This is a genomic window from Wolbachia endosymbiont (group A) of Andrena fulva, from assembly GCF_964026815.1.
GTDB lineage: Bacteria > Pseudomonadota > Alphaproteobacteria > Rickettsiales > Anaplasmataceae > Wolbachia > Wolbachia pipientis.
Genome location: NZ_OZ034701.1, coordinates 1 through 12,416 on the forward strand (window position 1 = coordinate 1; position 12,416 = coordinate 12,416).

Consider the following 12,416-nt stretch of genomic DNA (forward strand, 5'->3'; position numbering starts at 1 on the left):
TGGAAAGCGGCAAAACAACAATAGCGAAAATTATTAAGAGAAATGAGCCGGGTGGAAGAGTGCCTATCTGGCTAATGCGTCAGGCTGGCAGGTCTCTTCCTGAGTACCGCAAAGCAGTAGAAAATATGAATAATTTTATGGAGATATGCTACAACACAGATTTAGTGACAGAATTGACGTTACAGCCGGTGACAAGATTTGACATGGATGCGGCGATAATTTTTTCAGACATTTTAATAATAGCTGATGTTTTGGGTTGTGACGTGAATTTCGTACGCGGTGTAGGTCCAATAATAAAACCAGTGGAAAGTCCTAAGGAATTGAAGGGTCCACAAGAAATTGAAACTAAAACCTTACCAATTCTAAACGCTATAAAAAAAGTCAGAAGCCAATTACCAAAAGAGAAATCTCTCATAGGATTTGCTGGTGGACCATGGACAGTAGCCTCATACATCATAGAAGGTGGGAGCAGCAAAACTTTTTCCAAAGTATTAAATTTTTATCCTTCGTGTTTGAAGGAAATAATTGAACGAATAACGGAAGTAACGATTATTTATCTAATTAAACAGATAGAATTTGGAGCAGATGTTATTCAGCTATTTGACAGTAATGCTGGTGCGTTATCGGAACCATTGTTTAAAGAATATGTTATCGAACCAACAAAGAGAATTATCTTGGCAATAAAGGATAGATTTTCTGATTTTCCAATAATAGGTTTTCCAAGGTCTGCTGGAAATCTTTATAAAGATTACTGCGAACAAACAGGTGTATCTGCAGTAAGTATAGATTATAATGTTCCAATAAAATGGGCGAAAGCGAATCTAAACATCCCTCTACAAGGAAACCTTGATCCTAATCTTTTAGCCTATAATAAAACGGAAGCAATCAAAGAAGCAAAACGTATAATAGATTGCTTTAGAGATTTACCCTTCATATTTAATCTCGGACATGGAGTACTCCCTGATACTCCAGTTGAAAATATTGCTGCGTTGGTAAACCTGGTAAAAAGCTACTAATACAATACACAAAATTCTAGCTTTTTTGTTGTACGGGGTTTATCATTTGAATTTAGCTTCAGTAAGATATGTCAGACCTTGCAAAAAGAATGTCCCTAATAAAACCATCACCTACGATTGCTGTAACTGATAAGGCAAATAAGTTGAAAAATGAAGGAAAAAAGATCTGTGTTTTAGCTGCAGGAGAACCGGATTTTGATACTCCAGATCATATAAAAAAAGCAGCTATTCAAGCAATAAGTGAAGGTAAGACTAAATATACTGCTGTTGATGGAACGCGTGAGCTGAAAGAAGCAATAATTAATAAGTTAAGAAAGGATAATAACCTCGAGTACACGCTTAACCAAATCTGTGTTGGTACAGGTGCTAAGCAGGTGTTATTCAATTTGTTCATGGCAACAATTAACTCTGGAGATGAAGTTATTATTCCAGCTCCTTATTGGGTTTCATATGTTGATATGGTAAGTCTTTTTGGCGGCTTGCCAGTTGTAGTAGAATGCAAACAAAATTTTAAACTGACAGCGGAATTATTGAAAAGCAGGATAACTAAAAAAACTAAATGGTTAATTCTTAACTCACCGAACAACCCTGCAGGAGCTGTGTACACATGTGATGAATTGAAAGACATAGCACAAATATTGCTTGAATATCCACATATGAATGTCGTTACAGATGATATTTATGAGCATATAATATACGACGAAAAGTTTTTTACTATCGCTCAGGTTGAGCCGAAGCTTTATGATAGAGTTTTTGTAGTCAATGGAGTATCAAAAGCCTATGCAATGACAGGCTGGAGAATAGGGTATATTGCAGGTAGAAGTGATGTGGTAAAAGCTATCTCTACGCTGCAGTCTCAAAGCACTTCTAATCCAAATTCGATAGCACAAGCAGCAGCAGCAGCAGCATTAAACGGTGATCATAGTTTTTTGAAAGAAAGAACAAGGATTTTTAAGAGTCGTAGAGATTTTATGGTGAAAGAGCTAAATTCTGCCCCGGGATTATCAGCGTCTGTTCCACAAGGTGCGTTTTATTTATTTGTCTCATGTGAAGGATTGCTCAGTAAAAGCACAAAAAGTGGTAAGATAATAAATAATGATTTAGATTTTACTGAATACTTACTGGGAGATCATTTGGTTGCTGTGGTTCCAGGAATTGCATTTGGTCTAGAAAATTTTATCAGAATTTCTTATGCAACCTCTCAGGAACAATTAGAAATTGGATGTGATAGTATTACTAAAGCGTGCCAGGAGTTAAAATGAAATAGACTATCCATAAGTTGTATATTTTGCCATACTTTGCCAAGGTTATTTTGAATGTTCTAACTTGTGTTTTTCTATGGAAGGCATTTTTATTGATTGAGCAAGTGTCTTTCTAATATTGAATTCCTCATTTTTTTCATTTTGTTGCAGTAAGTTAATGTTATTTATTTTATTTACTAAATCTTTCCCCTTTTCCAGAGTCTTTAAATCACTTTCGTTAATGTGATGTTCATTGTAAAATTCTGCAACAATTTCTTTTCTTTTCGGATAAGTATTTAAAAATTCCGACACCTGATGTTTAGCAACAGCTTGAATAAATTTCTTATTAAATCTTGAATCGTTATATAGATCTTCTAAATTTTCATCGTAGTGTTTTGCTTCATTTACAGCAAGCTTTATTATCTCTTCTATACCACTTAGAAGTTTCCTATACAATTTGTCGTATCTATTGCCTAGCACGTGTGTAGCGAATGTTTGTTCAATGTATTTTGTTATGTAATTTTGCAGCGTATTATCTATCGTGCTTATATTCATCAGCCTGCTTTAATATTATATTAACTATTTTACACATAAAAAGGTTAATATTGAATTAATAGAATACTTCTGAAGTCAAATTTTACTGAAAATTATGGTATTTAAGATATAATTGTCAGCATGAAATAAAAACATAAATAAAATGGATCTTGTAACAAAAGTGAAGCTCAAGATAAAGATGAATAAGGGTAAAATCATAAATATACTTATCATTTGTGGTGTAATTTTTTTCATATACCTTATTCATGAGCCAGTTGTAGATATGGTAGAAAAAATTATAAGTAAAATAAAAGGTCTCTTTTAAAAATAGAAAAAGTGAACTTTTTCCATCATCCAAACTTGAACCTGGAAAATTTAGTTAATGCATAAACTACTTATGTTGGCTATGAGTTCAACTGTATAAAATTCCGGTAAATTAAAATAAGTATTCATAAAAATATTGTTTTCTATAAACAGAGTATCTATAATGCTAGCTTTGGGGTAAAGTATTGCAGAGGAATTTTTTAATCTGGTTGTTGGCGTCACTGTTTTATGCATACCAATATATATTACGCGTAATTCCAAATATTATAATTCCTGAATTGGTAGTAAGGTTTAATATAGGAACAACAGAAATAGGACAATTTTGTGGACTGTATTATGTAGGTTATGTGTTAGCACATATTCCTGTAGGTATTCTTTTAGATAGATTTGGTTCTAAAGTTGTTATACCGATTTGTATTGCATTAACATCTTTAGGTGCTTTACCTTTAGTCAGTTCTAATGATTGGAGTTATTCTATTATTGGAAGAATAATTACTGGTATTGGATCCTCTGCTTCAGTACTTGGACTCTTTAAAATAATAAGAATCTATTACCATAGAGAAAAATTTGCCATGATGTTCAGCATATCGGTTATTATTGGCATTTCAGGTGGTGTATTTGCCACCAAACCATTACATGTCTTACTTGATAAGTTTGGGTGGGATTATTTATTTACTGTGTGTATAATGCTTGGATTATTGCTTGCTTTAACTACCTTTATATCTATACCTAAAGTTGGCACCTCAGACGAAGAATTAAATATTAAAAATTTAAGCAAAGTTATATTTAATAAAGATATTTTATTGATAGGTTTGTTTGGCGGTTTTATGGTTGGACCATTAGAAGGCTTTGCAGATGCGTGGTCCGCAACATTCTTGCATGAGATGTACGCTATAGATAGACACATTGCATATAGCATTTCAAAATGGATACTAATAGGCTTTGGCTTTGGGCATTTATTACTTCCTTACATATTAGCAAAAAATCCAACCAAGCACTATGAAATAATAATTTCTTGTGCTATGGCCATGATAATTGTGTTCTTATTACTTTTTATATGCAATATTAGTGAACTCCTGGCATGTATATTACTATTCATTATTGGTCTTGCTTCTGCATACCAAATTGTTTTTACTGCTAAAGTTGTAAGTTGTGTAAAAAACGAAGCAGTAGCAAGTGCAGGATCTGTAGGTAATTCCATAGTTATGAGTTTTGGTTATTTTTTTCACGTCATTATTGCAAATATAATGAATTTTTATTGGAACGGTGAAATTATCGATGGAAAGCCATTTTATGGAACTGATGTAATGGTTAAGTCTATGTTAATAATACCTATATGCCTACTAATAGGAATGATAGGCTTTTGGTTACTTAAAGTTATAAGCTGTAAAAAGAGCTAAGCAGATTTAGATGATTAATATAGTATTGTTTTTTATAACTAAAGTATCTATAATCCTAAATTTTAGCTGAGATTCATGTTGCAGAGGAATTTTTTAATCTGGTTGTTGACGTCACTGTTTTATGCATACCAATATATATTACGCGTAATTCCAAACATAATTGCGCCTGAATTAATAACAAAATTTAACATAAGTATTGCAGATGTTGGCCAGTTTGGTGGGTTATACTATGTAGGCTATACGCTAGCTCATATACCTATTGGTCTTTTCCTTGATAGATTTGGACCAAAGTTTGTTTTACCTGCTTGTACCGTTTTGACGTTTACCGGAACACTACCGCTTATATGCTTTGATGAGTGGAGTTATTCAATAATTGGAAGAATAATTGTGGGAATTGGGTCATCCGCTTCGGCAATTGGAATCTTTAAAGTTGCAAGCATGTATTTTGCGCAAGAAAAATCAGCAAGAATGGCCAGCTTATCTATAATTATAGGAATTTTGGGAGGGATATGTGGCGGGTTACCTTTAGACTTCTTACTCGATAAATTTGGCTGGAATTATGTTATCTATACATTCTCAGCATTTGGGTGTTTACTTGCTCTGTTGCTGTTCTTAGTAACGCCTGAAAGCAATGCTCAACAGGAAAAAGTTAGCATTAGAGACTTAAAAAACATACTTTTCAACAAGCATATTATTCTAATTAGCTTTTTTGGTGGACTCATGGTCGGTCCAATGCAAGGTTTTGCCGATGGTTGGGTGAAAGCATTCTTTTTTGAAGTATATAAAATGAATGAAGACTTGGCATCTTCTCTCTCTTCCGTAATATTGATAGGAATGTTAACAGGATCATTCTCTTTGGCTTATTTATTGGAAAAATATAAAAATAAGCATTATGAAGTAATAATTGCATGCTCATTTGCAATGATCGCTAGTTTTCTTTTGCTTTTTACTCAGATTGGTGGCTTGTATGTTGTATTACCTACGCTTTTTATTATTGGCTTCACATCTGGATATCAGGTGGTTACCATTTACAAAGCGATAAGTTATGTAAATAATAACTTAGTAGGCCTGGCTACAGCTGTGTCAAACATGATAGTTATGGTTTTTGGCTATTTTTTTCACACTGGGATCGCAAAAATAGTAGATTTGTGTTGGGATAGAACAATAATACAAGGAAATCCTGTGTATGGTGCTGAATTGCTGATAAAAGCAACATCAGTTATTCCTGTATGTTTGCTGGTGGCTGTTTTTGGGCTCTTATGGTTAAAAAATAAAGATTTTAGAGAAGTTGATTGTAATAAGTAGATAATTTATCGAAGGCTCGTATGATAAAATCGTTAGATGTACTAATTTAAGGCTCTTGTTATTATGAAATATAATACTTTATTTTACTTTGATATTTTTGTTTTAATTGTAATTGGGTTTTATTAGGTGGTAGGTATGTCGAAAAGTAATTTTTTTGTATGGTTGATAGTATCTCTTTTCTATGCATACCAGTATGTGTTACGTGTCATGCCAAACATAATTGCGCCTGTATTAATAACAAAATTTAATATAAGCATTGCAGATTTAGGGCAATTTAATGGTCTCTACTATGTGGGATTTACACTAGTTCATATCCCTGTTGGTCTTTGTTTTGATAGATTCGGTCCAAAAATTGTTTTACCTATTTGTGCTGTCTTGGTATCTATTGGAACATTACCTCTTGTGTGCTTTGATGAGTGGTATTATTCAGTATTAGGTAGAATAATTGTTGGGATTGGCTCGTCTGCGTCAGTAATAGGAGTATTTAAAGTTGCCAGTATGTATTTTCCGCGAGAAAAATCAGCAAAAATGGCAAGCATATCTGTTATTATAGGGCTATTAGGGGCAATATATGGTGGTCTACCAATAGAACTTTTACTTGATGAGTTTGGTTGGAATTACGTAATTTATATTCTTTCAGGGTTTGGTTTCTTACTCGCTTTATCTTTATTTTTAGTTATTCCTTACAATGCTTACGACTTTCGAAAAGAAAAAATTAGCATGAAGGATCTAAAAACTGTGCTTTTCAATAAATATATCATTCTAATTAGTTTTTTTGGTGGCTTAATGGTAGGTCCACTAGAAGGTTTTGCTGATGCTTGGACAAAAGCTTTTTTATGTGAGGTATATCAAATGGCCGGTGATCTAGCGTCTTCAATTTCTTCTGTTATATATGTAGGATTTGCAGCTGGATTGCTCTCTTTTGCTCACATATTAGAAAAATATCCAAATAGACATTATGAAGTTATTATTGTCTGTTCCTTTGCAATGATTGCTAGTTTCCTTTTACTTTTTACACAGGCTGGCGGATTGTATATTGTATTGCCTGCACTTCTTGTTATAGGTTTCGCTTCTGGATATCAAATAGTAACACTGTACAAAGCATTAAGTTATGTAAATAATAACTTAATAGGATTAACTACAGCTGTGTCAAATATGATAGTCATGGTTTTTGGCTATTTTTTTCACACTGGGATCGCAAAAATAATAGATTTGTGTTGGGATAGGACAGTGATACAAGGAAATCCTGTGTATAGTGCTGAATTGCTGATAAAAGCAACATCTATTATTCCTGTATGTTTGCTGATAGCTGTTTTTGGGCTCTTATGGTTAAAAAAGCAGGATAAGCAGTCTTAAAATTGCTTGTGCATCTTAAAATTAAAGCGAGGTTTGATCTATGATGAGTGTTTTAAAAAAAATCTGTGGCTCTAAAAATAGTTTAAAGTCTTTTGATAACGAGGTTTATCAGTCTATAGAAAAAGAATTACAACGCCAAAAATCACAATTGCAATTAATTGCATCAGAAAATTTTGCAAGCAAAGCGGTAATGGAGGCACAAGGCTCTTTTCTGACTAATAAATACGCAGAAGGTTATCCAGGTAAAAGATATTACTGTGGTTGTGAGCATGTGGACAAAATTGAAAGTCTGGCTATAGAGAGACTTTGTAAGTTGTTTGGTGTAAAATTTGCAAACGTTCAACCTCACTCTGGTTCTCAGGCGAATCAAGCAGTGTTTGCTTCACTACTTGCTCCAGGTGATACGATACTTGGATTGTCACTGAATTGCGGTGGGCATCTAACTCATGGTGCGGCACCAAGCCTTTCTGGTAAATGGTTTAAGTCAATTCAATATACAGTGAATAAAGACACTTACTTGCTGGATATGGATGAGATAGAAAAGCTGGCGCTGGAGCATAAACCGAAATTGATCATAGCTGGTGCTTCTGCTTATCCGAGAAAAATGGACTTCAAACGCTTTCGCGAAATTGCAGATAAAGTTGGTGCTTATTTGCTTGCAGACATTGCTCACTATGCAGGGCTTATTGCAGCGGGCGAATATCCATCCCCTGCTGAATATGCACATGTTATGACTTCCACAACTCACAAAACTTTGCGTGGTCCTCGTGGTGGAATAGTGATGACCAATGATGAAGCATTACACAAAAAAATTCAATCTGCAGTTTTTCCAGGATTGCAGGGCGGGCCACTTATGCATGTGATAGCTGCAAAAGCTGTTGCATTTAAAGAAGCATTGGCGCCAGAATTTAAAACTTATAGCAAGAAAGTCGTGGAAAATGCGAAAGTACTAGCTCAAGAATTGCAAAAGCATGGACTCGACATTATAACCGGTGGCACTGACTCTCATATAGTGCTAGTTGACTTAAGATCGCAGAAATTAACTGGAAAAGACGTTGTAGATAGCCTTGAGAGGGCTGGCATTACCTGCAATAAAAACTCTGTGCCATTTGACACAGAAAAGCCAACCATCACCTCAGGGCTCCGTTTTGGCACCGCTGCTGAGACAACACGCGGACTTGAGGCAGAAAATTTTAAAGAAATAGCTGGTCTAATGAATGAAGTAATTCAAGGATTAATCAGCGGAAATAGCCCTGATATTGAAAGAACGGTGAAAACTAAAGTTGAAAAGATTTGTAGTAATTTTCCTATTTATTAATTTATGTGGTGTCATCCAAGTAGCTGGTAGAAACGAAAAAACTTACTTGACACCCTTCGCCAGCCCTCTTATCATGAAACTGAAGGTATTCATTTATCTTCAATCTGTGCAGATTAAACGACAACAGTATTACGTAATTGGCGTCTTATTTTTAATTTTTTGCACTATGCGCACCCTACGTCTTCACAACATTTCTGGGTTTTTACCTATATAAGCTGAAACGCGCTTATAAAGCGTTTAAGACAGTATAGCACGCCAATTTGCAGGATTAGAGAGTGACAACTAGCTAATACGGGATTTCTTTTGCCTTTTTTTCTGCTTAGTAAATTTCTTAAACATTTAAACTAAGATGGGTTGCATTTAAAAGCAGCTAAATTGCAGTGTTTAAGACTTAAAAAACGCCAATACTGAAAATAGACAATGACTAGGGCTTCTTTTGCCTTTTTTTCGTTTGGTAAATTTCTTAATGTTTGTAGCTAACATGAACAAACATTTGAGAGTAACTTCTGCTAGTAGGGTGTCATCCCAGTGCTTGACACTGCTCTCCTTTGTCATCCCAGTGCGTGACACTTGTATCTTTATGATGTGAGGCATTAGAGCTAAAATACCTCACAGGGAGGGTGAAGCTGATGCGACACTAATGCCATTAAGCCAGATTTTGCTTCCCTCCCATAGAGTTAAAGACTGAACAGTATCTTTTGGAATTATATCCCGTATTACAAGGTTAGTCTAAACTCTCAGTTTATTTATAGTCTTGGAGGCAATTTTATGCAAGTATAGCTCTTTCCATAAAAGTCCGGATGTGATAGGATAAGGGTAGATGATGATAAGGAGGTTGAATGCCAGCAGCATATAGTTATGATTTAAGAAAAAAAGCAATGGAAGCGCTAGACGAAGGAGAAAGCAGAGAAACAGTGGCAGCAAGATTTAAGATTGGACGAACTACTTTATGGGAGTGGCAGCAAAGAAGAAAAGAAACAGGAGACTTTCAATCAAAAAAACTTGGAAATGGGGGTTACAATCACAAAATTACCGACTGGGATACCTTTGCCAAATTTGCCAGAGAACACGGAGGAAAGACTCTATCGGAAATGGCTAAACTTTGGAACAACATTAGTATCCAAACGATCTATCGAGCCCTTAAAAAAATTGGATTTACGCGCAAAAAAAGACATATGGATACAAGGAAAGAAACGAAGAAAAACGTGCTGAATTTTTGAAAATTATAGCGACAAAAGAACCTAAAAACTTAGTGTATATAGATGAGTCTGGCATTGATAACACCGAAGACTACCCCTACGGATATTGCCAGAAAGGACAGCGGTTTTATGCCTTAAAATCTGGAAAGAAAACTCAACGAATCAGTATGGTTGCAGCCTTAAGTGGAAGAAAGATAGTTGTTCCGTTAACCTTTGAAGGCCACTGTAATATGGATGTTTTTAATGGATGGTTTGAGCAATTTTTGACACCGATCTTGGAACCTGGACAGACTGTCATTCTTGACAATGCTACTTTTCATAAGTCTGATAAGATTATCGAGCTTGCTAAAGGGGTTGGTGCAGAAATTTTGTATCTGCCGCCTTATTCTCCAGATTTCAACAAAATTGAGCATCATTGGTTTGCTATAAAAAACAGAGCCAGGAAAAACATTCCTCTATTCGAATCCTTTCGTCGTGCTGTTGATTCTGCCTTCCTATGACCTGTTCGGACTATTATGAGAAATGCTATAAATGCTATTTTGGGTGTGGATATTTCAAAAAAGAAATTTGATGTTTGTTAGTGGACAGTAAAAAACGACACAAAGTCTTTCAAAATAATCAAGATGGTTTTGCAAAACTTGTAGTTTGGTGCAATGGCCATGGAGCAAATCTTACTCATTTATGTCTTGAAGCAACTAGTTGGTATGGAGAAGATTTGGCTACTTTTATGCACGATTTAGGACATAATGTCAGTATAGTAAACCCAGAAAGCTTTTGGCAAAAGTGAGCTGCTCAGAAATAAGACAGATAAATCAGATGCAGCTATGATAGCTAGATTTTGTATCGCCAACAAATCTGCTCTTTGGAAGCCCATTGCACCTGAAATGAGGCATTTGAGGGAGCTTTACCGTTGCATGCAATCGCTAAAAGATGATAAGGTGCAACAGACAAATCGCTTGGAAAACAAAAATATGCATTCCAGTTGCAAAGAAGCTATATCTAAAGTAATTTTGGCAATAGAGGAGCAAATTATTGTTCTCGAAAAAGAAATTAATGAGCATATAAATAACTATCCACATCTAAAAAATATGGTGGAAAACCTTAAGACTATAAAAGGTATAGGATATCTTACTGCTGTTGCTGTTGTCGCAGAAATGCCATCAGTTGATAACTTTGACAATGCTAAACAATTTACAGCTTTTGCTGGTCTAAATCCAGGACATTATCAATCGGGATCGTCAGTAAGTAAGAGAAGTTGCATATGCAAAATAGGATCTGAGCGTATTCGAAAAGCTCTTTATATGCCAGCTATAGTAGTCAAAAACCATAATAATCATTTTCAAAAGTTTTGTCAGCGTCTAGCAAGTAAAGGCAAATGTCCAAAAGTCATAGTTCTTGCGTTAATGCGAAAATTAATGCATGTCTTTTTTGGTATTCTTAAAAATAATCAACCATTTAATTGTAATTTTGTTGGATAATTTGTTTGACAGCAGAGACAGTATCTGGGATCCAGGAATTTTATTAAGTTGGTAAGCATAAAAGTAGCCGTTTTATGTTAAAATACAACATTTTAATGATTATGAAAAGGCTGGATTCCAGCGTCACGCGCTGGAATGACATTGTAGGGTGTTATCCGAGTCCTTTTTCCGTCATCCGAGGACCGTATGACGTCATCCAAGTAGCGTGACTACTTGGATCTAAGCTGTATTACCAAGTCCAATTAAGTGCAGCATCATCACTTGTTGGAGGCTCAAAATACGGTTGTGACATTTCCTCTTGCACAGCTCTTTTAAATTCCGGACTTTCTATGCTTATCTTTGTTACATGCTCTTGTAAGGCTTTCTCAGCAGCTATTTCAGCAGCTGTTGGACTTTTACCATCTGCTCCTGGATCCCCTTTCTCTCCTTGTGGGCCTTGAGCTCCATCTTTACCATCTGCTCCTTTAGGACCAGTATCCCCTTTATCTCCTTTTAGCCCGGTGTCTCCTTTATCTCCTTTTAGCCCTTGAGCTCCATCTTTACCATCTGCTCCTTTAGGACCAGTATCCCCTTTATCTCCTTTTAGCCCTTTAGCTCCATCTTTACCATCTGCTCCTTTAGGACCAGTATCCCCTTTCTCTCCTTGTGGGCCTTGAGCTCCATCTTTACCATCTGCTCCTTTAGGACCAGTATTCCCTTTATCTCCTTTTAGCCCTTTAGCTCCATTTGCTCCTTTTAGCCCTTTACCTACTAAGAACTCCTTTACTGTTTGGTTATTTTGACCATCATACTTTGCTTTATCTGGGCTATCAAGAAAGTTTCCTAATGTATCTACTAGAACATTCATTATTATCTTTTGTACTAAGTAAACTTCCCAGAGCTGTTGATAGACCAGTTATTTTGTGCTCTGTTATTTGACCACCATTTGGTGTATATCTCACTTTAAGATCATTTGTGGTTATATCCAAAGTATATTCATTACCCGTATTATCTGCCAAAGTTACAAGTTTGACTTCTGCCAGAGTTGCTGCTGCTGTTCCTGCAGCACTTTCAAATTTTAAACTAGCTGGCATATCACACTCCATTAATTACAAAAACCATAGCATGCATGAAAATAGTATAATTTTCGTTAATGCTAGATTTTACATAAGATTTCCTTGAAACTTGTTGTTTCAGAATTCTTCTCTTGTCATTCAAGTGTGTAGCAGATGATGTCATTCCAGTCTGGAATCCAGCCTTTATTAT

At 35.3% G+C, this 12,416-nt stretch carries 11 protein-coding genes and 1 pseudogene; 9 read left to right on the forward strand and 3 right to left on the reverse strand.

The window, feature by feature from the left end:
* Positions 1 to 42 precede the first annotated feature (42 nt).
* Positions 43 to 993, forward strand: a pseudogene (gene hemE, locus AAGD84_RS00005) (uroporphyrinogen decarboxylase); the annotation flags it as partial.
* A gap of 91 nt (positions 994 to 1,084) precedes the next feature.
* The gene (locus tag AAGD84_RS00010) at positions 1,085 to 2,278 is read left to right on the forward strand and encodes a pyridoxal phosphate-dependent aminotransferase (protein WP_010082012.1); all 1,194 of its coding nucleotides are present in this window, start codon (positions 1,085 to 1,087) and stop codon (positions 2,276 to 2,278) included.
* A gap of 45 nt (positions 2,279 to 2,323) precedes the next feature.
* Here AAGD84_RS00010 and AAGD84_RS00015 read toward each other — a convergent pair whose 3' ends face one another.
* Positions 2,324 to 2,812 carry a hypothetical protein gene (locus AAGD84_RS00015; RefSeq protein ID WP_006280043.1) on the reverse strand — a complete coding sequence of 163 codons (489 nt, stop codon included), beginning with the start codon at positions 2,810 to 2,812 and terminating at the stop codon, positions 2,324 to 2,326.
* A gap of 488 nt (positions 2,813 to 3,300) precedes the next feature.
* Here AAGD84_RS00015 and AAGD84_RS00020 point away from each other — a divergent pair, with 488 nt between their 5' ends.
* The 7 genes from AAGD84_RS00020 to AAGD84_RS00050 all read left to right on the forward strand — a co-directional run bounded on the left by AAGD84_RS00020 (position 3,301) and on the right by AAGD84_RS00050 (position 11,171).
* Positions 3,301 to 4,515, forward strand: coding sequence for an MFS transporter (locus tag AAGD84_RS00020; protein ID WP_174515889.1), 1,215 nt, complete (start codon positions 3,301 to 3,303; stop codon positions 4,513 to 4,515).
* 75 nt (positions 4,516 to 4,590) lie between these two features.
* Positions 4,591 to 5,820 carry an MFS transporter gene (locus AAGD84_RS00025; RefSeq protein ID WP_010962993.1) on the forward strand — a complete coding sequence of 410 codons (1,230 nt, stop codon included), beginning with the start codon at positions 4,591 to 4,593 and terminating at the stop codon, positions 5,818 to 5,820.
* Positions 5,821 to 5,955: 135 nt separating this feature from the next.
* A complete protein-coding gene (locus AAGD84_RS00030) occupies positions 5,956 to 7,176 on the forward strand; it encodes an MFS transporter (RefSeq protein WP_010081954.1) in 1,221 nt (406 codons plus the stop codon).
* Positions 7,177 to 7,216: 40 nt separating this feature from the next.
* Positions 7,217 to 8,494 (forward strand): serine hydroxymethyltransferase, encoded by a 1,278-nt coding sequence (gene glyA, locus AAGD84_RS00035; RefSeq protein WP_264723121.1) that lies wholly within the window; start codon positions 7,217 to 7,219, stop codon positions 8,492 to 8,494.
* 839 nt (positions 8,495 to 9,333) lie between these two features.
* Positions 9,334 to 10,193, forward strand: a protein-coding gene (locus AAGD84_RS00040) for an IS630 family transposase (RefSeq protein ID WP_341817957.1) whose coding sequence is annotated in 2 segments (ribosomal slippage) — positions 9,334 to 9,658 and positions 9,658 to 10,193 — 861 coding nt in all. Because the reading frame shifts where the segments join, the coding sequence is not laid out codon by codon here.
* An 80-nt stretch (positions 10,194 to 10,273) separates the two neighbouring features.
* Complete coding sequence (locus AAGD84_RS00045; RefSeq protein ID WP_182309225.1) at positions 10,274 to 10,480, forward strand: hypothetical protein; 207 nt, start codon at positions 10,274 to 10,276, stop codon at positions 10,478 to 10,480.
* A gap of 37 nt (positions 10,481 to 10,517) precedes the next feature.
* Entirely contained in the window at positions 10,518 to 11,171 is a 654-nt protein-coding gene (locus AAGD84_RS00050; protein ID WP_341817926.1) for a transposase, read from the forward strand.
* A gap of 229 nt (positions 11,172 to 11,400) precedes the next feature.
* Here AAGD84_RS00050 and AAGD84_RS00055 read toward each other — a convergent pair whose 3' ends face one another.
* Positions 11,401 to 12,018 carry a hypothetical protein gene (locus AAGD84_RS00055; protein ID WP_341818013.1) on the reverse strand — a complete coding sequence of 206 codons (618 nt, stop codon included), beginning with the start codon at positions 12,016 to 12,018 and terminating at the stop codon, positions 11,401 to 11,403.
* Entirely contained in the window at positions 11,981 to 12,244 is a 264-nt protein-coding gene (locus AAGD84_RS00060) for a hypothetical protein (protein ID WP_341818014.1), read from the reverse strand. The genes AAGD84_RS00055 and AAGD84_RS00060 overlap by 38 nt, the downstream gene beginning before the upstream one ends.
* Positions 12,245 to 12,416 lie beyond the last annotated feature (172 nt).